This window comes from Acidovorax sp. ACV02 (assembly GCF_014851475.1).
Classification (GTDB): domain Bacteria; phylum Pseudomonadota; class Gammaproteobacteria; order Burkholderiales; family Burkholderiaceae_C; genus Acidovorax; species Acidovorax delafieldii.
Genome location: NZ_JACUZU010000015.1, coordinates 1 through 21423, shown reverse-complemented (window position 1 = coordinate 21423; position 21423 = coordinate 1). Strand labels below are relative to the sequence as shown.

Below are 21423 nucleotides of genomic sequence, written 5' to 3'. Positions count from 1 at the left end.
GAGAGAAGAGTTGTCCGATGGCCGCAGAAGCGCACGCTCCGACTGCAAGTGAATACATCGTTCACCACCTGCAGCATCTTCAAAACGTCAACCAGACCAAGATCGTTGATTTCACTGTCATCAACTATGACTCGATCATCGTCGGTTTGGTTCTGGGTGCTCTCACCCTTTTGATTCTGTGGTCAGCTGCCCGTAAGGCAACCTCTGGTGTGCCTGGACGCTTCCAGGCAGCGGTCGAGATGCTGGTCGAGATGGTGGACAACCAGGCCAAGGCGAACATTCACAACGCTGAAAGCCGCAAGTTCATTGCGCCCCTGGGTCTGACGGTGTTCGTCTGGATCTTCTTGATGAACTTCATGGACATGCTGCCTGTGGACCTGCTGCCCGCCATCTGGGCGCAAATCTATGGCGCCGCCGGCCACGATCCTCACCACGCCTATCTTCGTGTCGTGCCCACGGCTGACCTGTCTACCACGCTGGGCCTCGCTTTTGCCATCCTGATCCTGCGCTTCTGGTACAGCGTCAAGATCAAGGGTGCTGGCGGCTGGGCACACGAACTGGTGTCGGCTCCTTTCGGCACCAGCAAGAATCCTATCTTCGCCCTGATCCTGGGCGTGGTGAATCTGCTCATGCAGATCATTGAATATGTCGCCAACACCGTGTCCCACGGCATGCGGTTGTTTGGCAACATGTACGCTGGCGAGCTGGTGTTCATGCTCATCGCCCTCATGGGTGGTGCTGCGGCCCTGTCGCTGTCGGGTGTGCTGCTGCCTGTGGGCCACGTCATCGCTGGCACCATCTGGACGCTGTTCCACATTTTGGTGATCTCGCTGCAAGCGTTCATTTTCATGATGCTGGCGCTGATCTACCTCGGTCAGGCGCACAACGCGCACTAAGTTTCCCTTTCGTTTTTTCTTTCCTTAACTTTTCTTTTTAACTCAGGAGTCATCATGGAAAACATTCTCGGTCTCGTCGCTCTGGCTTGTGGTCTGATCGTTGGTCTGGGCGCTATCGGCGCTTCCATCGGCATCGCCCTGATGGGTGGCAAGTTCCTCGAATCGTCGGCACGTCAGCCTGAACTGATCAACGAACTGCAAACCAAGATGTTCATCTTGGCTGGTCTGATCGACGCTGCGTTCCTGATCGGCGTGGCTATCGCTCTGCTGTTCGCTTTCGCCAACCCCTTCGTTTCCACGCTCTTGGCCAACCTGCCCAAGTAATTCCCGTTCAACGCCACTTTAGAAAGGTGTTGCCGTGAGTATCAATGCGACCCTGTTCGTTCAGGCCATCGTCTTCCTGATCCTCGTGTGGTTCACGATGAAATTCGTGTGGCCCCCGATCGCGAAGGCGCTGGATGAGCGAGCCCAGAAAATCGCCGATGGCCTCGCAGCTGCCGACCGTGCCAAATCCGAACTGACCGCTGCCAACCAGCGCGTCGAGAAGGAACTGTCACAGGCGCGCAACGAGACGGCCTCGCGTCTTGCGGACGCCGACCGTCGTGCCCAGGCCATCATTGAAGAAGCCAAGGCCCGCGCCACAGAGGAAGGCAACAAGATTGTTGCTGCTGCCCGCGCTGAAGCCGAGCAGCAGACGGTCCAGGCCCGCGAAGCCCTGCGTGAGCAGGTGGCAGCGTTGGCCGTCAAGGGTGCCGAGCAGATTCTCCGCAAGGAAGTCAATGCTGGCGTCCATGCCGACCTGCTCAACCGCCTGAAGACCGAGCTGTAAGGGGACACACATGGCTGAACTCGCCACCATTGCCCGCCCTTACGCCGATGCCTTGTTCAAGGCTGCCACTGCGGGCGCGGGCGTCGATCTGGGCAGCACCGCTGCCTGGATGGACGAACTGGCGGCGATTGCCGCCAACCCCCAGCTGCGTCAGTTGGCGGATAACCCCAAGGTGACGGCAGACCAGGTGTTCGCTGTATTCACCGGGGTCGCCCGCTCGGCCCTGCCGGATATGGCCAAAAATTTCCTGCGCACAGTCATCGACAACGGACGCATTGATGCGCTCCCGGAAGTGGCTGCGCAGTTTCGTGCCCTCGTGAATCGTCGCAACGGATCTTCGGATGCCGTGGTGTACAGCGCATTTCCGATGGACAGTGCTGCACTGTCTGAGGTCAGCGCGGCGCTGGAAAAGCGCTTCGGCCGCAAGCTCAACCTCGCTGTGAAGCTGGATGAGTCCCTGATCGGTGGTATTCGCGTAGTGGTGGGTGACGAGGTGCTGGACACTTCGGTCAAGGCCCGTCTTGAACAAATGAAAGCGGCCCTCATCGCGTAATGCGCGGCGAGGACAGCGAACCAAAGAAAGAAGGAAAGAGTCATGCAACTCAATCCCGCAGAAATTTCTGAACTCATCAAGAGCCGCATCGAAGGTCTGGCCGCCAGCAGCGATATCCGCAACCAGGGTACCGTGGTGTCCGTGTCCGACGGTATCGTGCGCGTTCATGGCCTGTCGGACGTGATGCAGGGCGAAATGCTCGAGTTCCCCGCGACCAAGGACGGCCAACCCTCCTACGGTCTGGCGCTGAACCTTGAGCGCGACTCCGTCGGCGCCGTGATTCTGGGTGAGTACGAGCATATCTCCGAAGGCGACACCGTGAAGTGCACGGGCCGTATTCTGGAAGTGCCCGTCGGCCCTGAACTGATCGGCCGCGTGGTGAATGCCCTGGGCCAGCCGATCGACGGCAAGGGTCCCATCAACGCCAAGCTCACTGACGTGATCGAAAAGGTCGCTCCTGGTGTGATCGCCCGTAAATCTGTGGACCAGCCTCTGCAGACCGGCCTGAAGTCCATCGACTCGATGGTGCCCGTGGGCCGTGGCCAGCGCGAGCTGATCATTGGTGACCGCCAGACCGGCAAGACGGCCGTCGCCATCGACGCCATCATTGCCCAGAAGGGTCAGGGCGTTACTTGTATCTACGTCGCTATTGGTCAGAAGGCTTCTTCGATCAAGAACGTGGTGCGCGCTCTGGAACAAGCCGGCGCCATGGAGTACACGATTGTGGTGGCCGCATCGGCTTCCGAATCGGCTGCCATGCAGTACGTGTCGGCCTACTCGGGCTGCACGATGGGCGAATACTTCCGCGACCGTGGCGAAGACGCCCTGATCGTGTATGACGACCTGTCCAAACAAGCCGTGGCTTACCGCCAAGTGTCGCTGCTGCTGCGCCGCCCACCAGGCCGTGAAGCCTATCCTGGCGACGTGTTCTATCTCCACAGCCGTCTGCTCGAACGTGCAGCCCGCGTGAACGCCGATTACGTCGAAGCCTTCACCAAGGGTGAAGTCAAGGGCAAGACGGGTTCGCTGACGGCTCTGCCGATCATCGAAACGCAAGCTGGCGACGTGTCCGCTTTTGTGCCTACCAACGTGATCTCGATCACGGACGGCCAGATCTTCCTGGAGACCAGCCTGTTCAACGCCGGTATCCGCCCCGCCATCAACGCCGGTATCTCGGTGTCGCGCGTCGGTGGTGCTGCCCAGACGAAGCTGGTGAAGAACCTGTCCGGTGGTATCCGTACCGACCTGGCCCAGTACCGTGAACTGGCTGCGTTCGCGCAGTTCGCTTCCGATCTGGACGAAGCCACCCGCAAGCAGCTGGACCGCGGTGCCCGCGTGACCGAACTGCTCAAGCAGGCGCAGTACAGCCCGCTGTCCATCTCGCTGATGGCTTCCACGCTGTTCGCTGTGAACAAGGGCTTCATGGACGACATCGACGTCAAGAAGGTGCTCGACTTCGAACACGGCCTGCACCAGTTCCTGAAGACCAGCCACGCCGCTTTGCTGGCCAAGCTGGAGCAGGCCAAGGCCATGGACAAGGACGCAGAAGCCGAATTGACCGCAGCGATCGCCGCGTTCAAGAAGTCGTTCGCTTAAACCGGACGAGGAGCCATCATGGCAGCAGGCAAGGAAATACGCGGCAAGATCAAATCGGTGGAAAACACCAAGAAGATCACCAAAGCCATGGAAATGGTGGCCGCATCCAAAATGCGCAAGGCGCAGGACCGGATGCGGGCTGCCCGCCCATACAGCGAGAAGATCCGCAACATTGCAGCCAACCTCGGCAAGGCCAACCCAGAGTACGTGCATCCGTTCATGAAAGTGAACGATGCCAAGACCGCTGGCGTCATCGTCATCACCACAGACAAGGGTCTGTGTGGCGGCATGAACACGAACGTGTTGCGTGCCGTGACGACCAAGCTGCGTGAACTGCAAGGTGCTGGCGTCTCGACCGAAGCCGTGGCGATTGGCAACAAGGGCCTGGGTTTCCTGAACCGTGTGGGCGCCAAGGTGGTTTCGCACGTGACGGGTCTGGGCGACACCCCCCACCTGGACAAGCTGATTGGCCCGGTGAAGGTGCTGCTCGATGCATACGCAGAAGGCAAGATCAACGCGGTGTACCTAAGCTACACCAAGTTCATCAACACCATGAAGCAGGAATCGGTGGTGGAGCAGTTGCTCCCCCTGTCCTCCGAGCAGATGCAGGCTGAGAAGACGGAACACGGCTGGGACTATATCTATGAGCCCGATGCGCAAAGCGTCATCGACGAGCTGCTGGTCCGTTATGTCGAGTCCCTGATCTACCAGGCGGTTGCGGAAAACATGGCGTCCGAGCAGTCGGCGCGCATGGTGGCCATGAAGGCTGCCACCGACAACGCCGGCAGCGTCATTGGCGAGTTGAAGCTGGTCTACAACAAGACGCGCCAGGCAGCGATCACGAAAGAACTTTCGGAAATCGTGGCTGGCGCCGCTGCTGTGTAAGCAGCTCAACAAACTACTTTATTGGAGCGAAAAATGGCTCAAGTGCAAGGCAAGATTGTTCAATGTATCGGCGCTGTGGTGGACGTGGAGTTCCCCCGCGACCAGATGCCCAAGATTTATGACGCCCTGAAGCTCGAAGGCTCGTCGCTGACGCTGGAAGTGCAACAGCAGCTGGGCGACGGCGTGGTGCGTACCATTGCCCTGGGTTCGTCCGACGGCCTGCGTCGCGGCATCATGGTGTCCAACACCGGCAACCCCATCACCGTGCCTGTGGGCAAGGCGACGCTGGGCCGCATCATGGACGTGCTGGGCACGCCCATCGACGAACGCGGTCCGGTCAGCCAGGACCTGACGGCCTCCATCCACCGCAAGGCCCCTGCGTACGACGAACTGTCGCCATCGCAAGAGCTGCTGGAAACCGGCATCAAGGTGATCGACCTGGTGTGCCCGTTCGCCAAGGGCGGCAAGGTGGGTCTGTTCGGCGGCGCTGGCGTGGGCAAGACCGTGAACATGATGGAACTCATCAACAACATCGCCAAGGCCCACAGTGGTCTGTCGGTGTTCGCTGGTGTGGGCGAGCGTACCCGTGAAGGGAACGATTTCTATCACGAAATGGCCGATTCCGGCGTGGTGAACCTCGAGAAGCTCGAAGACTCGAAGGTCGCCATGGTGTACGGCCAGATGAATGAGCCCCCAGGCAACCGTCTGCGCGTGGCCCTGACCGGCCTGACCATCGCGGAATCCTTCCGTGACGAAGGCCGTGATGTGCTGTTCTTCGTGGACAACATCTACCGCTACACGCTGGCCGGTACCGAAGTGTCCGCTCTGCTGGGCCGTATGCCTTCCGCCGTGGGCTACCAGCCTACGCTGGCCGAAGAAATGGGCCGCCTGCAAGAGCGTATTACGTCCACCAAGGTCGGTTCGATCACTTCCATCCAGGCCGTGTATGTGCCAGCGGATGACTTGACCGACCCATCGCCTGCCACGACGTTTGCTCACTTGGACTCCACCGTGGTGTTGTCGCGTGACATCGCTTCGCTGGGTATCTACCCCGCCGTGGATCCTCTGGACTCCACCAGCCGCCAGCTGGACCCGAACGTGGTGGGCGAAGACCACTACACCACGGCCCGCGCCGTGCAAGGTACGCTGCAGCGCTATAAGGAACTGCGCGACATCATCGCCATCCTGGGCATGGACGAACTGGCTCCTGAAGACAAGCTGGCTGTGGCCCGCGCTCGCAAGATCCAGCGTTTCCTGTCGCAGCCTTTCCACGTGGCCGAAGTGTTCACGGGTTCGCCAGGCAAGTACGTTCCCCTGTCGGAAACCATCCGCGGTTTCAAGATGATCGTGAACGGCGAGTGCGATCACTTGCCAGAGCAAGCGTTCTACATGGTGGGCACCATTGACGAAGCCTTCGAAAAGGCCAAGAAGGTGGCCTGATGAGCCGTCGGCCGGGCAGCCCATGGCAGCGCGGCCTTCAGCAATCAAGCAACCCACCTTTTCCTAGGAGCAATGATGAACACCATCCACGTTGATGTGGTCAGTGCCGAAGAGTCCATCTTCTCCGGTGAAGCGCGTTTTGTCGCTCTGCCCGGCGAAGCTGGCGAACTGGGCATCTACCCCCGCCACACCCCGCTGATCACCCGCATCAAGCCGGGCTCGGTGCGCATCGAAATGGCTGACGGTGGCGAAGAGTTCGTTTTCGTGGCCGGTGGCATTCTGGAAGTGCAACCCAACTGCGTGACCGTGCTGTCCGACACCGCCATCCGTGGCAAGGACCTGGACGACGAGAAGGCCAACGCAGCCAAGTCTGCAGCCGAAGAAGCGCTCAAGAACGCCAAGAGCGACATCGATCTGGCCAAGGCCCAGTCCGAGCTGGCTGTTATGGCAGCCCAGATTGCGGCACTGCGCAAGTTCCGCCAGAAGAAGTAAGCTTTTGCGAGCACCCGTGTGCGGCAAAAAACCCGGCAATGCCGGGTTTTTTTATTTCTGCGCCGTGTGGATGGCCTCCAGCATTGGCCTTGCCATGATGCATACACTCCACCCCAGCCGTGGATTGCCATGAGTTCCGTTTGATGTGGATGGTCGGTGACTCTTAGCGCTGCTCCGAAACGAAACGGTTGCCCGCCACACAAAAAAGGCCGGGGCCCCTCACAGGGCCCCGGCCTTTTGCATTGGCACTTTTCACAAAGCCCTCATGCAGTCCGCATGGGGCCTCTGGCAATTACATCGCGTTGCCGATTTCGCCCGAAGAGATCTGGCCGGTGCGCAGGGCTTCAGCAGCCTGGGCACGCACGGCAGCGCGGTCAGCGGTGGACTTGTAGGTCACCACACGCGAACCAGCGGGTTCGACGGAGCGGGTCTGGGCCACGGTAGCGGCTTCGGCGGCCACTTCAGCACGGGTGCGGTTGGTTTCGAACTTGGTGGCGAACTGCGAAGCATCGGCTTCATCAGCGTGGGCACCAAAAGCGGCAAAAGCGGCGACAGCAGCAACGGACAGGAAACGGACAGACTTGTTCATGGTGAAACTCCGAAAAATTCTAAAAAGAGGACTTGGGTACTGAGAGATACGGCGCAACCAGGGCGGCAGATTCAGCCGCCCCTGGTGAATCAGCCGCGCTCACCCGAAGAAATCTGGCCAGTGCGCACTGCTTCAGCAGCCTGGGCACGCACGGCGGCGCGGTCAGCCGTGGACTTGTAGGTCACCACACGCGAACCAGCGGGTTCGATGGAGCGGGTCTGGGCCACGGTAGCAGCTTCGGCAGCCACTTCAGCGCGGGTGCGGTTGGTTTCAAACTTGGTGGCGAACTGCGAAGCATCGGCTTCGTCAGCCTGGGCACCAAAAGAAGCGAAAGCGGCGACAGCGGCGATAGACAGGAAACGTGCGGTGTTGTTCATGATGGAAATCCTTGAAGTTAAAGAAGCGGCTCAAAAAACCGGAACAAAGCGCCAAAAACAAAGAAAGCTGCTTGGGACCGGGTTCGGTGAGTCGCCTTGCGGGTTCGGCTCATCGATGGGATGAACTGTACGCCGGTGGTGTGCAGAGAAAAACCACCGGGTCGCGAACTAACTGTTCCAGTATTGGAAACAATGAAGATGGGATGAGGGCCAGTCCGTGGGCTTGGGGCACTGGTTCGGCCGGAGATAGGTACCTGCTGATGGATAACCCGGGTACATATTCAGGACGGTTGCAGAGTGCAGGGCTGCAGAGCTGTAGAGCCGAAGGCGTGTGACGGGCTCACCTGCGCAGAGTCAGCGGGTTAGCTCCGCAATGTGGCCTGCAGGGGCTGGATGTGGGGTGTTCAATTCAATGCCCATGGAAAGCAGTTTGCGGCTGAACTGCACGTGCCGTCAGGCTGAGCGGCAGTCCACCCATACACACAATGGCCGCCCTCTGGGCGCTCTGATGCGTGTCGCGTTGTAGATGCTCGGGATGGCCGCCAGCCGGTATTCAGCGCAGGAGCGGCGCGTCGGGTAGCTCGTTGACGGAGGGCGAATCGGTGGCGCGCGGAAAGTGCTCCGCCAGCAGGGCGCCTACCGCCCCCACGGCCTGCGCCAGGCCTTCTTCGTAGCGGCCTTGCTGAAACTGGGCCGACATCTTTGTCGCCATCTCCTGCCATGCGGTGGGTGGGACATGCCGTGCCAGGCCCCGGTCGGCGACGATCTCGAACGCATGTTCCGGCATCAGCAGGTAGATCAGCACGCCGTTGTTGTGTTCGGTGTCCCACACGCGGTGTTTGCTGAACAGCATCAGCGCGCGTTCGCGTGCATTGGCGTGACGGCGCAGGTAGCTCCAGGGGAGCCCCGCTTCCGCCACGATGCGAATCTGCCCGGTGTGCTGCCGCTCGCTGGCAGCGACCTGCGCGCCGAGGCGCTGCAGTGCTTGCAACGGGATGGCGGATCGGCCGAAGGCGTCGTGCCAGCGATGGTGGACGAGCCTCCAGATGGAACGCCATAGCGTGTGCGTTGGTTGCCCGCTGTTCTCAACACCCATCACCAGTCCCCCGATGCACCGCCGCCACCAAAATCGCCCCCACCGCCCGAACTGAAGCCGCCGCTGTCACTGCTGCTGCTGAATCCGCCCGAGCTGCCGCTGCTCCAGCCCCCGGAACCTCCGCCGCCATGCCCCAGGCTGATGGGGCCGCTACTGCCGCCAAAAAGCCAGGTGTAGAGCAGCGCAATCACGCCCGCGCCCACCGACAGCAGCAGGCTGGAGGTGAACACAAACGCCAGGGCGCCTACGCCGCCTCCTACCGCCAGTCCGCCCAGCGCAGCCCCCAGGAGGCTGCGAGCCAACGGGCCGGCCACCATGACGCCAAAGAACAGGAAGATGGCGAAGTCCGTCCAGTCGAACAGGCCATGACTGCTGCCCCCAGCGGCAGGGGCGGACGTCTCAGTCGGGGCGGGCAGGGCTTCGCCCGCAATGCGCGCGCCGATCTGCGTGACCGCAGCGCTCAGGCCGCCGGCAAAGTCGCCTTGCTGAAAACGGGGCTTCATCGCGCCGTCGATGATGCGTGCTGCTGCGATGTCGGGGATGGCACCTTCCAGAGACTTGGCAACCTCGATGCGCATCTTGCGGTCGCTCTTGGCCACCAACACCAGCACACCATCACCCACGTCGCGGCGCCCGACCTTCCACTGGTTGCCGACGCGGTTGGCATAGGCGGCGATGTCCTCTGGTGCGGTGGTGGGCACCATCAGCACGACGACCTGCGAGCCGCGCGACTTTTCGAGGGCGACCAGCTGGCCCTCCAGCGCCTGGGTGTCTGCGGCGCTGAGCGTGCCGGTCTGATCAATGACGTGGCCGGTCAGCGGGGGCACAGCCAGCGGCTGCGATTGGGCCCAGCCAAAGATAGGCCATGCAGCTATAAATAATATAGCTATCAGGGCATATCGGATAGGCGCTAGCAGCATATTTAGCTCACATCAGGCCCTGTAAGGGGTGTTCAGGGCTTGGCCTTGGACGCGGAAAAATCCACCGTGGGCGGCACGGAAATCTGCGCTTCGTTGGCCACGGTAAAGCTGGGCTTGGGGGCGTAGCTGAAGGCCATGGCCGTGAGGTTGGTGGGGAAGCTGCGGGCCAGCACGTTGTACTCCTGCACGGTCTGGATGTAGCGGTTGCGGGCCACGGTGATGCGGTTTTCGGTGCCTTCCAGCGTCACCCGCAGGTCGCGAAAGCCCTGGTTGGCCTGCAAGGTGGGGTAGCGCTCGGACACGACCATCAGGCGCGACAGGGCGCTGGACAACTCTCCCTGGGCCTGCTGGAACTTGCTGAAAGCCTCGGGGTTGTTCAGCGTTTCGGGCGTGACCTGGATGGCCGTGGCCTTGGCGCGGGCTTCGACCACCTTGGTCAGCGTCTCCTGTTCAAAGTTGGCCTCGCCCTTCACGGTGGCGACGATGTTGGGCACCAGATCGGCACGGCGCTGGTACTGGTTGAGCACTTCGCTCCAGGCGGCCTTCGATTGCTCGTCCAGGCGCTGGAAGTCGTTGTAGCCGCAGCCGCTCAGCGTGAGCGTGGCGGCGAGCAAGGTGAGGAGGGCAAGTAGACGTTGGATCATCATGATGGTGGAGTCCGCCGATGGAGAAATGGGATGACTGTGCCAGAAACCGGAGGGCGCCAGTCCGCAAACTGGTCGCAGACCAGCGATGGTAGGCCCCCGCCCGAGCGCGTACTAAATCGGTAGGCAGCCAGGCATTGCACCGCCGCCGCACAATAGCAGGCTGGCGTTGCATCTGTCACGCCGTTCCGACCCACTTACCACCAGAATTAACATGCCCCGCGCCCGATCAAAAGCAGCCACCCTGGGTGGCTCTTCGGATGAAACCGAAACCGCGTTTTATGAGGCGCTGCAGCGCGGTGACATCGAGCTGCTGATGTCGTGCTGGGCGGACGATGACGAGATTGTCTGTGTGCACCCGGGCGGACCGCGCCTGCTGGGCCCCGCCGCCATCCGTGCCGCGTTCGAGGCCATGTTCTCCCATGGCACGGTGCGTGCCCGGCCGGCGCAGGTGCACCGCGTGGTGGCGCTGTCGAGTGCCGTGCACAGCGTGGTCGAGCAGGTCGAGGTGATGCTGCCTGACGGCCTGCACCAGGCCGTGGTCATGGCCACCAACGTGTACCACAAGACCCCCGAAGGCTGGCGCATGGTGGCCCACCACGCCAGCCCGGGCGTGGCGCCCGACGCCCAGGTGGATGTGCTGGCGCAGCGCCCCGTTCTGCATTGAGAGGCCCCTGCGTGAGGATTTTGGGCCAAATTGCCTGTATGCGCCGACAAAATATGCCTTGAAAGCTATGAAATACATAGCGCCTCGCTGGCTCCCCGGTGGCCAGTTGCAAACGATCTGGCCCGCGCTGTACGCACGCCGTGTGTTCGGCCCGCGTCCCGTGTACCGCCGTGAGCGCTGGGACACCCCCGACGGCGATTTTGTCGATGTGGACTTTCTCCAGGACGGTGTGGTGGCTGACGCTCCCAGGCCGCTGCTGGTGGTGTTCCACGGGCTGGAGGGCTCATCACGCAGCCATTACTGCGAAGCCTTTGCCGACCTGGCCCGCGAGCGCGGCTGGGCCTGCGCGCTGCCGCACTTTCGCGGCTGCAGCGGGGAGATCAACCGTGCCCCGCGCGCCTACCACTCGGGCGACCATGCGGAGATCGGCTGGATGCTGCAGCAACTGCGCGCGCGCCACCAGGGGCCGCTGATGGCGGTAGGGGTGTCACTGGGCGGCAATGCCCTGCTGCGCTGGGCCGCCGAAGTGGGCACTGACGCTGCGCGCAGCGCGGATGCGGTGGCGGCCGTGTGCTCGCCCATCGACCTGGCAGCGGGCGGGCATGCCATTGGGCGCGGCTTCAACCGGCTGGTGTACACGCGCATGTTCATGCGCACCCTGGTGCCGAAGGCGCTGCAGAAGCTGGCCCAGCACCCGGGGCTGTTTGACCGGCAGGTGCTGCTGGCCGCGCGGGACCTGTACGCGTTCGACAACGTGTTCACCGCGCCAGTCCACGGGTTCCGCAATACCGAGGACTACTGGCTGCGCGCGTCGGCCAAGCCGCTGCTGCACCGTATCCGCATTCCGGCGCTGGTGGTGAACGCGCGCAATGACCCCTTTGTGCCCGCTGGCAGCCTGCCGGGCGCGCGCGAGGTGGGACGCCATGTGACGCTCTGGCAGCCGCCGCATGGCGGGCATGTGGGGTTCCCGCGCGGCTTGCCACCGGGGCATGTGCGCGCCATGCCCGACGCCGTGGGAGGGTGGCTGGCCGAGCACAGTGGGGCGCTGGCGCTGCACGGCGCACAATCCGCCCATGGATGACATCGTCAAACAGGCACTGGCCAAATGGCCCAACGTCCCCGACTGCTACGGCTGGCTGGGCCTGGATGCGCGCGGCCACTGGTATCTGCGCGACGACGCGGTGCAGGCAGCAGGTACGTTTCCGCACAGCAAAGGGTCGTTGCTGCAGCACGACAAGCTCATCGCGTTCATAGCCCGCAACTACGAGCACGACGATCAGGGTCAGTGGTTCTTTCAAAACGGCCCGCAGCGCGTGTATGTCGAGCTGGAGGCCACGCCCTGGGTCTGGCGTCTGCAGCCGCAAGACCTGCGCGCCATCAGCCATACGGGCCGGGAGGCGTCGGTCCGCCACTGCCTGCTGGACGAGCAGGGCCGTGTGTACCTGGAGACAGACCTGGGCCTGGGGCTGGTGCACACGCTGGATGTGGCACTGGCTGCAGAGGCTGTGACCGACGGACGCTGGACGCCGCAGGACGTACAGGCGCAGGACCTTCCGGCACGCTACGGGTATGTCTGCAGTCCGCGCGCCCGGTCGCAAGCCGGGGCCCCTCCGCCAACCTGAAGCTCCGCCCCATCGCCTTCAACCCGGAGTTACAGGCACTCAGAGCGGCTCACCACGGCACTGGATAACCTGCAAGACGAAAAAAAAAGCCGGTCGCAAGGGCCGGCTTTCCGGGTGGGGGTTCTACCCAGCCCGTGCAGGGTGAGGCGCTGCCTTACTTGGCGGCGGCTGCCATGAACTCCACCGCGGCGCGCAGATCGGCGTCAGAGGCTTGGGAGCCGCCACGCGGAGGCATCGCGCCCTTGCCCTTGGCGACACTGGTGTACAGCGCGTCGATGCCTGCGGGCAGGCGAGCTGCCCAGGCGGCCTTGTCACCAAACTTGGGAGCACCGGCCACACCGGCAGCGTGGCACACCTGGCAAGCCTGCTTGTACAGAGCCTCGCCAGCGCCTGCTGCGGCGGCTGCAGGTACGGCAGCTACCGCTACAGCGGGCGCAGCAGCTGCAGGGGCTGCGGCGGGTGCTGGTGCAGGAGCGGCGGCTGGTGCTGCGTCTGCCTGGGCGGCAGGAGCAGCGGCTGCGGGAGCAGCAGGTTCGGCAAACTTGGCCCCACCCGCATTGGCCATGTAGGCCACAGCGCGAGCGATTTCGGTGTCGTTGAAGTCGCCGCCACCTTGGGGTGCCATGGCGCCCTTGCCCTTCAGGGCCGACTGCACCAGAGCTTCAAACCCGGTGCCGATGCGAGCAGCCCAGGCAGCGGCATCACCAAACTTTGGGGCACCTGCAGCGCCGGAGGCATGGCAGGCCGAGCACTGGGCCTTGAACACTTCTTCGCCGCTCTTGAGAGGGCGGTTGGCGTCGCGCACTTCGACCATGCCGATCTTCTGGATGCGTTCGGCGATGGCCTTTTCGGGGTTGACGGCACCGGCAGCGGGCTTGTCCGCCGACGTCACATACAGGACCAAGCCAATGATGGCAAAGATCGGAATCACAAACGAGAAAAGTACCGCGACCAGCAACTGCTTGGGGTTCTTGATCGGGCCGGTATGGGCTTCTTCGTGGTGGTTGTCGCTCATGTCGTCCTCAGGTGTATCGGGGGCTTCGGTGTAATCAACCTTAAATTATATCTGCGGGGATGGTTATTCCCATCCCCGCTGGATGCAGACAACCACGGGTTTGCCCCAGAGCGAGCGCAGAGCCCCGGGGGCTGCGCTCGCTCCCGCGCAGGGCGTCAGGAGGGGAGCTGGGCGCTGGTGTCGGGCGCTCCACCCCCCAGTGCCTTGTACAGCGACACCTGGTTTTGCAGTTGCGCCAGCCGCACCTGCACCACCGCCTGCTGGGCCGTGAACAGCGAGCGTTGTGCGTCCAGCAGGTCCAGATAGCTGGCCACGCCGTTGCGGTAGCGCAGGTCGGCCAGCTGCAGGCGCGCGGCCTCTGCCTGGGCCTGCTGTTGCTGGGCCTGGGCCTGTTCGCCCAGCGTGGCTTGCCCCGCCAGCGCATCCGAGACCTCGCGGAACGCGGTCTGGATGGCTTTTTCGTACTGCGCCACGGCAATCTCCCGGCCGACCCGGGCGCTGTCCAGGTTGGCCTGGTTGCGGCCCGCGTCAAAAATGGGCAGCAGCAGGGATGGCGCGATGGTGAAGCCCCAGGAGCCGTTCTTGAACAGGCCGGACAGCTCGCCGCTGGCTGTGCCTGCCTGCGCCGTCAGGGAGATGCGCGGGAAAAACGCGGCCCGCGCAGCGCCGATGTTGGCGTTGGCGCCAATCAGTTGCTGCTCCGCCTGGCGGATGTCCGGCCGGCGGGTGAGCAGCTCCGACGGCACGCCGGCAGGCAACGGTGCCATCGCAGGCGCGTCGGCCAGCTTGCCACCGGCCAGACTGGCGCGCACGTCCTGCGGCAGTGCCTGGCCCAGCAGCAGGACCAGTGCGTTTTCGTCGAGCGCGCGCTGGCGCTGCTGTTGCGCCAGCGTGGCGCGGGCCGCCTGGGTGAGCGACTCGGCCTGGCGGAAGTCGAGCTCGGAGGCCACACCCGCGTCCAGGCGCATCCTGGTCAGGCGCACCGACTCCTCGCGCGATGCGAGGGTCTGGCGCGACAGGTCCAGCAGCTCCTCGTCGGCCAGCAGTGTCAGCCAGCCATTGGCCACTGCCGCCACCAGGCTCACCTGTGCGGCGTTGCGGCCTTCTTCCGTGGCAAGGTACTGGGCGAGTGCCTGCTCCTTGAGGCTGGCAATGCGGCCAAAGAAGTCGATTTCCCATGCGGATACGGCCAGACCCACGCTGAACGAGTTGGTCAGGTTGCCCGTGCCCGTGGCAGGGGCTCGGCTGGCATTGGCGGCCAGCCCCACGCCTGGGTACAGGTCGGCCCGGCGCACCTGGTAGGTGGCCCGAGCTTGCTCGATGTTGAGCATGGCCACACGCAGGTCGCGGTTGTTGGCCAGCGCAATGTCGATGAGCTGTTGCAGGCGTGGCTCGGCAAAGTAGTTCTGCCAGGGCGCGGTGGCTCCCGACAGCGCAGCTGCGCTGTCGGTCGTTGCCGCCCCGCCGGCGTAGGTGGCGGGGACGGGGGGCTGCGGGCGCTCGTAAGTGGGGATGAACGAGCAGCCAGCCAGCAGCGCAGCCGCCGTGGCTGCTGCCAACGCCATGGGGGTACTTCGGTTCTTATTCATGGGTTCCAACTCCTGCTTCTTCTGCATGGCGGCGGTTCATTTCCTGCTGGCGCGCGCTGCCTTTGAACAGGCTGCGCACCACCACAAAGAACACTGGCACAAAGAACACGGCCAGTGCGGTGCCTGTGACCATGCCACCCAGCACGCCGGTGCCGATGGCCCGCTGGCTGGCAGAGCCTGCACCCGACGCGACGACCAGTGGCAGCACGCCCAGGCCGAACGCCATCGAGGTCATCACGATGGGGCGGAACCGCAAATGCGCGGCGGCCAGCGCCGACTCGATCACGCCCTTGCCCTGGGCCTGCAGGTCCTTGGCGAACTCGATGATCAGGATGGCGTTTTTCGCTGACAGGCCAATGATGGTGATCAGGCCCACCTGGAAGTACACGTCATTGGCATAGCCGCGCAGCAAGGTGGCCAGCAGCACGCCCAGCACGCCCAGGGGCACCACCAGGATCACGGCCAGCGGGATCGACCAGCTCTCGTACAGCGCAGCCAGGCACAGGAATACCGCCAGGATGGCAAAGCTGTACAGGATGAGCGACTGCGAGCCTGCCAGCTTTTCTTCGCGCGACTGGCCGGTCCATTCAAAACCGAAGCCTTGGGGCAGTTGGCCCGCGAGCTTCTCCATCTCGGCCATGGCAGCTCCCGTGCTGTAGCCCGGCGCTGGCGAGCCGGAAATACGCATGGCGGGGTAGCCGTTGTAGCGCACGGTTTGCTGCGCGCCGGTCACCCAGCGCGTGGTTGCGAACGCCGACAGCGGCACCGGTTTGCCCTGGCTGTTGGTGGCATTGATCTGCAGCAGATCGTCGGGCTGCATGCGCGCCGGCGCATCGGCCTGCACCACCACCCGCTGCAGGCGGCCCTGGTTCGGGAAGTCGTTCACATAGCTGGAGCCCAGCGCGGTGGACAGCGCGGAGTTGATGGCATCAAACGGCACACCCAGCGCGTTGGCTTTGTCGCGGTCTATGTCGATCTGCAACTGCGGAGCGTCTTCCAGACCATCGGGGCGCAGTTGCGTGAGCGCCTTGCTCTGCGAGGCCATGCCCAGCAACTGATTGCGGGCTTTCACCAGGGCCTCGTGCCCCGCGCCGCCACGGTCCTGCAGGCGGAACGTAAAGCCGCTGGCGTTGCCCAGCTCGGGAATGGGCGGGGGGCTCAACGGGAAGATGAAAGCATCGCGAATGCCCATCAGCGCACCAAAGGCGCGGTTGGCCACGTCCTGTGCCGACTGACCGGGGCCATGGCGCTCGCTCCAGTCCTTGAGGGTCACAAAGGCGAGGGCCGCGTTCTGCCCCTGGCCGGAGAAGCTGAAGCCCAGCACGCCCACCATGCTTTGCACCTCGGGCTGCTTGAGGATGAAGCCTTCGACCTGCTCCATCACGGCCAGCGTACGCTCCTGTGTGGCGCCAGGTGGCAATTGCACGTTGACGATGATGTTGCCCTGGTCTTCGCTGGGCAGGAACGAGGTCGGCAGGCGCATGTAGACCACGGTCACGGCGCCGATGATGGCTGCGTAGATCACCAGGTAACGCGCGGCGCGCCGCAGCATGCGGGCCACAAAGCCCTCATAGCCTTTGGCAGTGCGCGAAAAGCCGCGATTGAACCAGCCAAAGAAGCCAGTCTTCTCGTGGTGATGTCCCGCCTCGACCGGTTTGAGGAGGGTGGCGCACAGTGCCGGTGTGAGCGACAGGGCCATGAAGGCTGAGAAGCCAATGGATGCCACCATCACCGCCGAGAACTGGCGGTAGATGTTGCCCGTGGAGCCTGCAAAAAATGCCAGCGGCACGAACACCGAGATCAGCACCACCGTCACGCCAATGATGGCGCCCGAAATCTGGCGCATGGCCTTGCGCGTGGCTTCCAGCGGCGACAGGCCTTCTTCGCTCATGATGCGCTCAACGTTCTCCACCACCACGATGGCGTCGTCCACCACGATGCCGATCACCAGCACCATGCCAAACATGGTAAGCACGTTGATCGAGAACCCCAGCGCCAGCAGTGTGGCAAACGTACCCAGCAGCGCAATCGGCACCACGATCGTCGGGATGATGGTGTAGCGCCAGTTCTGCAGAAACAGGAACATCACCAGGAACACCAACACCACGGCCTCGACCAGTGTTTCTGCGACCTGCTTGATGGAGATGTCTACAAAGCGCGAGCTGTCGTAAGGAATGCTCCAGCTCATACCTTCGGGGAAGTAGCGTGACAGCTCATCCATCTTCGCGCGCACGTCCTTGGCGGCCTCCAGTGCGTTACCGCTGGGCGACAGCTGAACGCCGATGCCCACGGCGGGCTTTCCGTTCAGGCGTGCGGCGGTGGCGTAGGCCTGGCCGCCCAGTTCCACACGCGCCACATCCTTGATGCGCACGGTGGAGCCATCAGTGTTGGCACGCAGCACGACGTTGCCGAACTGTTCAACGCTGGACAGTTGCCCATTGACCACCACGGTGGCGGCAATGCCTTGGCCCGCGACATTGGGCAGGTCGCCAATGGTGCCGCTGGCCACCTGGGCGTTCTGGGCGCGTATGGCTGCAGTGATCTCTGCTGCCGACAGGTTGTAGCTCACCATCTTGGCCGGATCGATCCAGATGCGCATGGCGCGCTCCGTGCCAAACAGCTGGGCCTGGCCAATACCCTTAAGGCGTTGCAGTTCTGGCACCACGTTGCGCGACGCATAGTCACCCAAGGCCACGGTGTCGGTGGCCGGGTTGCTGGACGACAGCATGGTGAACAGCAGGAAGTTGGAGCGCGACTTGTCCACGCGCACCCCCTGTTGTGTCACGGCAGAAGGCAGGCGCGGCGTGGCCCGTGAAAGCCGGTTTTGCACGTCCACCTGCGCCAGGTCGGCATTGGTGCCGGGCTGGAAACTCAGCGTGATGCTGCCGGAACCATCGGCCTGCGCGACCGATTCCATGTAGATCAGCCCGGGGGAGCCGTTCATCTCGCGTTCGATGACCGACAGCACGCTGTCTTCGAGGGTTTGCGCCGATGCGCCGGGGTAGGCCGCGTTGATGACGATGGACGGTGGTGCCACCGGCGGGTACTGGGCAATGGGTAGCTGCGTGATGGCTACGCCGCCCATCACCATGATGAACAGCGCAATCACCCACGCAAAGATGGGGCGGTCAATGAAAAATTTGGCCATGCTGGATTGCCCCTTATGGCTTGGATGCGGCCGAAGCGGGCGCTGCCGGCGCCTCTGCGGAGGCTGGCGCTGAGGCAGTCGCTGCTGCCGGCGCAGGCGTGCCTGGTGCTTGCCATGGAACGGGCTTTACCGGGGTACCGGGAGGCAGCATCTGCAGCTTCTGGAAGCCGTCCACCATCACTTTTTCACCCGCCTTCAGACCGTCCAGCACCACCCAGCGATTGTTCTGTGCGGCACTGATCTTGACGGTGCGCTGCGACACCTTGCCGTCCTCGCCAACCACGCTGACCGTGTCGCCCTGCTGGGTGCGCGTGACGGCCTGCTGGGGCAGGGTGATGGCGTTGCTGGCCTGTGCCTGTTCAATCCGCACACGCAGATACAGTCCGGGCAGCAACTCGCCCTTGGGATTGGGCACCTCTGCGCGCAGGGTGACCTGGCCGGTGGTGGAGTCCACCGACAAGTCGGTGAACAGCAGCTTGCCAGCTTGTGCGTATTCAGATCCGTCGCTGAGCACCAGCTTGACGCTGGCTGCCTGGCTGCCGCCAGCGCGCTTGAACTGCCCACTTTCCATAGCGCGCCGCAGTTGGAAGACGTCACCGGCCGATTGGGTGAAGTTCACGTACACCGGGTCGATCTGCTGCACCACAGCCAATGCGGTCGCTTCGCCCTGGCCGACCAAGGCGCCTTCAGTGACCAGTGCGCGGCCAATGCGACCGGAGATGGGGGAGGTCACGCTGGCATAGCTGAGGTTGATGTCGGCGGTGCGCACAGCAGCCTTGGCGGCCGCCACGTCGGCCTGGGCTTGTTTCTCGGCCGCCTCTGCGTTTACAAAGTCCTGCTTGCTGATGGCATTGGCTGCAACCAGGGGGCGATAGCGCTCAGCTTGTGCGCTGGCCTGTGCCAGATTGGCCTGGGCCTTGGCGAGGCTGGCGCGCGCGCTCTCTGCAGCAGCGGCGTAGGGAGCGGGATCAATGCGGAACAGCACCTGCCCGGCCTTGACGTCGCTACCTTCCTTGAACACGCGCTGCTGAAGGATGCCGGCGGCCCGTGCGCGCACTTGGGCCACCCGAGACGCCTCCACGCGGCCAGGCAGTTCGGTGATCAGCCCCACGTCGCCGGGCGTGGCGGTAACGACTCCCACTTCGACCGGGGGCGGCTTGGGACCGCCTGCCCCGGCGGCCTGTCCATCGGCCTTGCCACAGGCGGACACAAGCAGTACCGCTGCGCTGATGGCAGCCAGCGAAAGCACTCGTCGGGTGGTGGTGGCACGCAAGTAAGGGGTGCCGGATGCGTCACGCAGTTGAGGCATGAGAGTCCTTTGGGTGGGCGTCAAAAAAAGGGATCTGGAAAAAAAAGTGGGAGGTCTGGAGCGCTTCGCTCAATGCCCCGACAGTTTGATCAGAAATTATACATACAGACATGAATGTATAATTGTCGACTGCTGCAGATGCCCCTAGGCAGTCGTAGGGGTTTTGGAGACTCAACAGGATGTTTGACTATGGCGCGCCGGACAAAAGAAGATGCAATCGCAACCCGCAACGGGTTGATCGATGCGGCTGAGTTGGTGTTTCGGGAAAAAGGGGTGTCCCGCGCGTCGCTGAGTGATATTGCACAGGCGGCAGGAGCCACGCGTGGTGCGATCTACTGGCACTTCAAGGACAAGGTGGACCTGTTTAGCGCCATGATGGACCGTGTCACGCTGCCGCTGGAGCAGGGCTTTGCCAGTTTTGAAGACAGCACTTGCGCTGATCCTGTGCAACGCCTTCGGGCGGTGATGGCGCTGGTGCTGCGCAGTGTGGCCTCGGACGAGCACACCCGAAGGGTTTTCGAGATTGCGTTGTACAAGGTGGAATACGTGGACGAGCTGATGGGGCTGCGCGAGCGCCATGTGGCGGCCTCCGAAGGGTTTACGCAGCAGCTGGCGCGCGACTTTGCGCTGGCTGCTGAGTCGCAAGGGGTGGTGCTGTCGATGTCGGCGGTGGACGCGGCCATTAGCCTGCATGCCCTTTTTGATGGGCTGATCCGCAACTGGATTCTGAATGACGGTGGCTTTGATCTCATTGGCGTAGGTGGCGCCAGCACCGACGCATTTTTGCGTGGTGTGGGGTTGTCGCTGACCGTAACGAAAGTGTCTGCTGCATCCTGTGATGGCTGAGCGCCAGGGCTTTGTTTGTTTGGATGCTTGCCGCGTGCAATAATCAAAGGCTGCGTCAATCAGAGGTATGCGGCTGTAGCTCAGTGGATAGAGTATTGGCCTCCGAAGCCAAGGGTCGTGGGTTCGATCCCCGCCAGCCGCACCAACGGTACATGCAGCAGCGAGCGCTTACAGCGTTTGTGAAGAGCGTCAAATGCGTTTAATTTCTGAATGCGTGAAAATTTGGTGCTATAATTCGAAATTCTCCGGAGGGGTGCCCGAGTGGCTAAAGGGGGCAGACTGTAAATCTGTTGGCTTACGCCTACACTGGTTCGAATCCAGTCCCCTCCACCAGTGAGTGAGCAGTGTTGAGAGTGATGCTTGACTTTGCGAGTGCAAGGTTGAGTTCGCAAAGGCCGGTGGTCTGTGCGGGAGTAGTTCAATGGTAGAACCCTAGCCTTCCAAGCTAATGACGCGGGTTCGATTCCCGTCTCCCGCTCCATTGTTTGTTGTGCTGGTTTGTTGAGTAGAGATTTTTGGTGTTGTGCGAGCGGCGCCAATTGCCCATGTGGCTCAGTGGTAGAGCACTCCCTTGGTAAGGGAGAGGTCGCGGGTCCGATTCCCGCCATGGGCACCATTTTCTGGTGCGTCCGGTTCTGGTTGCGCCGAGATCCTGTTGTGTTGATTTAGATTTTTTTCGGAGTCGGAAAAATGGCAAAAGGAAAATTCGAGCGGACCAAGCCCCACGTGAACGTGGGCACGATCGGTCACGTGGACCATGGCAAGACGACGCTGACGGCAGCGATCGCTACCGTGCTGTCCGCCAAGTTCGGCGGCGAAGCCAAGGCCTACGACCAGATCGACGCTGCGCCCGAAGAAAAGGCCCGCGGTATCACGATCAACACCGCCCACGTGGAATACGAAACGGCCA

At 62.8% G+C, this 21423-nt stretch carries 22 protein-coding genes and 4 tRNA genes; 17 read left to right on the top strand and 9 right to left on the bottom strand.

Features of this window, described 5'->3' with window-relative positions; translation table 11 throughout:
* Positions 1 to 17 precede the first annotated feature (17 nt).
* The 8 genes from atpB to IB236_RS23670 all read left to right on the top strand — a co-directional run bounded on the left by atpB (position 18) and on the right by IB236_RS23670 (position 6691).
* Positions 18 to 896: a F0F1 ATP synthase subunit A gene (gene atpB / locus IB236_RS23705; RefSeq protein WP_010467223.1), complete on the top strand. Its 879-nt coding sequence runs from the start codon at positions 18 to 20 to the stop codon at positions 894 to 896.
* A gap of 54 nt (positions 897 to 950) precedes the next feature.
* Complete coding sequence (atpE, locus tag IB236_RS23700) at positions 951 to 1220, top strand: F0F1 ATP synthase subunit C (RefSeq protein ID WP_015012210.1); 270 nt, start codon at positions 951 to 953, stop codon at positions 1218 to 1220.
* 34 nt (positions 1221 to 1254) lie between these two features.
* Positions 1255 to 1725, top strand: coding sequence for a F0F1 ATP synthase subunit B (locus IB236_RS23695; RefSeq protein WP_056058864.1), 471 nt, complete (start codon positions 1255 to 1257; stop codon positions 1723 to 1725).
* Between the two features lie 10 nt (positions 1726 to 1735).
* Positions 1736 to 2278, top strand: coding sequence for a F0F1 ATP synthase subunit delta (locus tag IB236_RS23690; protein WP_056058859.1), 543 nt, complete (start codon positions 1736 to 1738; stop codon positions 2276 to 2278).
* Between the two features lie 42 nt (positions 2279 to 2320).
* The gene (gene atpA / locus IB236_RS23685; RefSeq protein WP_055396240.1) at positions 2321 to 3874 is read left to right on the top strand and encodes a F0F1 ATP synthase subunit alpha; all 1554 of its coding nucleotides are present in this window, start codon (positions 2321 to 2323) and stop codon (positions 3872 to 3874) included.
* Between the two features lie 18 nt (positions 3875 to 3892).
* Positions 3893 to 4759 carry a F0F1 ATP synthase subunit gamma gene (atpG, locus tag IB236_RS23680; RefSeq protein ID WP_056058853.1) on the top strand — a complete coding sequence of 289 codons (867 nt, stop codon included), beginning with the start codon at positions 3893 to 3895 and terminating at the stop codon, positions 4757 to 4759.
* A gap of 33 nt (positions 4760 to 4792) precedes the next feature.
* Positions 4793 to 6199 carry a F0F1 ATP synthase subunit beta gene (gene atpD, locus IB236_RS23675; RefSeq protein ID WP_056058846.1) on the top strand — a complete coding sequence of 469 codons (1407 nt, stop codon included), beginning with the start codon at positions 4793 to 4795 and terminating at the stop codon, positions 6197 to 6199.
* Positions 6200 to 6274: 75 nt separating this feature from the next.
* Positions 6275 to 6691: a F0F1 ATP synthase subunit epsilon gene (locus IB236_RS23670; RefSeq protein WP_015012216.1), complete on the top strand. Its 417-nt coding sequence runs from the start codon at positions 6275 to 6277 to the stop codon at positions 6689 to 6691.
* 292 nt (positions 6692 to 6983) lie between these two features.
* Here IB236_RS23670 and IB236_RS23665 read toward each other — a convergent pair whose 3' ends face one another.
* From IB236_RS23665 to IB236_RS23645, 5 genes are all read right to left on the bottom strand, one after another.
* Positions 6984 to 7280 (bottom strand): DUF4148 domain-containing protein, encoded by a 297-nt coding sequence (locus IB236_RS23665; protein WP_146869802.1) that lies wholly within the window; start codon positions 7278 to 7280, stop codon positions 6984 to 6986.
* A gap of 89 nt (positions 7281 to 7369) precedes the next feature.
* Complete coding sequence (locus IB236_RS23660) at positions 7370 to 7657, bottom strand: hypothetical protein (protein WP_056746105.1); 288 nt, start codon at positions 7655 to 7657, stop codon at positions 7370 to 7372.
* Positions 7658 to 8210: 553 nt separating this feature from the next.
* Positions 8211 to 8753, bottom strand: coding sequence for a TPM domain-containing protein (locus IB236_RS23655; RefSeq protein ID WP_056059068.1), 543 nt, complete (start codon positions 8751 to 8753; stop codon positions 8211 to 8213).
* A complete protein-coding gene (locus tag IB236_RS23650) occupies positions 8753 to 9673 on the bottom strand; it encodes a YgcG family protein (RefSeq protein ID WP_192422429.1) in 921 nt (306 codons plus the stop codon). The genes IB236_RS23655 and IB236_RS23650 overlap by 1 nt, the downstream gene beginning before the upstream one ends.
* Positions 9674 to 9705: 32 nt before the next feature.
* Positions 9706 to 10317, bottom strand: a complete 612-nt coding sequence (locus IB236_RS23645; RefSeq protein WP_056744158.1) for a LemA family protein — start codon at positions 10315 to 10317, stop codon at positions 9706 to 9708.
* A 214-nt stretch (positions 10318 to 10531) separates the two neighbouring features.
* On the opposite strand from IB236_RS23645, the gene IB236_RS23640 reads away from it, so the two are divergent.
* From IB236_RS23640 to IB236_RS23630, 3 genes are all read left to right on the top strand, one after another.
* A complete protein-coding gene (locus IB236_RS23640) occupies positions 10532 to 10984 on the top strand; it encodes a nuclear transport factor 2 family protein (protein ID WP_056059073.1) in 453 nt (150 codons plus the stop codon).
* 67 nt (positions 10985 to 11051) lie between these two features.
* Complete coding sequence (locus tag IB236_RS23635; RefSeq protein WP_192422428.1) at positions 11052 to 12065, top strand: YheT family hydrolase; 1014 nt, start codon at positions 11052 to 11054, stop codon at positions 12063 to 12065.
* On the top strand, positions 12058 to 12606 hold the full coding sequence (locus tag IB236_RS23630) for a DUF2946 family protein (RefSeq protein WP_192422427.1): 549 nt from the start codon (positions 12058 to 12060) through the stop codon (positions 12604 to 12606). The genes IB236_RS23635 and IB236_RS23630 overlap by 8 nt, the downstream gene beginning before the upstream one ends.
* A 154-nt stretch (positions 12607 to 12760) precedes the next feature.
* Here IB236_RS23630 and IB236_RS23625 read toward each other — a convergent pair whose 3' ends face one another.
* The 4 genes from IB236_RS23625 to IB236_RS23610 form a co-directional block, all read right to left on the bottom strand.
* Positions 12761 to 13621, bottom strand: coding sequence for a cytochrome c5 family protein (locus IB236_RS23625; protein ID WP_192422426.1), 861 nt, complete (start codon positions 13619 to 13621; stop codon positions 12761 to 12763).
* Between the two features lie 155 nt (positions 13622 to 13776).
* Entirely contained in the window at positions 13777 to 15210 is a 1434-nt protein-coding gene (locus IB236_RS23620; RefSeq protein WP_192422425.1) for an efflux transporter outer membrane subunit, read from the bottom strand.
* The gene (locus IB236_RS23615) at positions 15203 to 18358 is read right to left on the bottom strand and encodes an efflux RND transporter permease subunit (RefSeq protein ID WP_192422424.1); all 3156 of its coding nucleotides are present in this window, start codon (positions 18356 to 18358) and stop codon (positions 15203 to 15205) included. Before IB236_RS23615 ends, IB236_RS23620 begins: the two co-directional genes overlap by 8 nt.
* A gap of 13 nt (positions 18359 to 18371) precedes the next feature.
* Entirely contained in the window at positions 18372 to 19667 is a 1296-nt protein-coding gene (locus tag IB236_RS23610; protein ID WP_146869809.1) for an efflux RND transporter periplasmic adaptor subunit, read from the bottom strand.
* A gap of 189 nt (positions 19668 to 19856) precedes the next feature.
* Here IB236_RS23610 and IB236_RS23605 point away from each other — a divergent pair, with 189 nt between their 5' ends.
* The 6 genes from IB236_RS23605 to IB236_RS23580 all read left to right on the top strand — a co-directional run.
* The gene (locus tag IB236_RS23605) at positions 19857 to 20513 is read left to right on the top strand and encodes a TetR family transcriptional regulator (protein ID WP_192422423.1); all 657 of its coding nucleotides are present in this window, start codon (positions 19857 to 19859) and stop codon (positions 20511 to 20513) included.
* A gap of 69 nt (positions 20514 to 20582) precedes the next feature.
* A tRNA-Arg gene (locus IB236_RS23600) sits at positions 20583 to 20658 on the top strand.
* A gap of 102 nt (positions 20659 to 20760) precedes the next feature.
* Positions 20761 to 20846: transfer RNA gene (locus IB236_RS23595), tRNA-Tyr, on the top strand.
* A 74-nt stretch (positions 20847 to 20920) separates the two neighbouring features.
* Positions 20921 to 20994 (top strand) — tRNA-Gly (locus tag IB236_RS23590).
* 60 nt (positions 20995 to 21054) lie between these two features.
* Positions 21055 to 21129, top strand: a tRNA-Thr gene (locus IB236_RS23585).
* Between the two features lie 74 nt (positions 21130 to 21203).
* On the top strand, positions 21204 to 21423 hold a 220-nt coding region (locus IB236_RS23580; protein ID WP_255505357.1), incomplete at its 3' end, for a GTP-binding protein.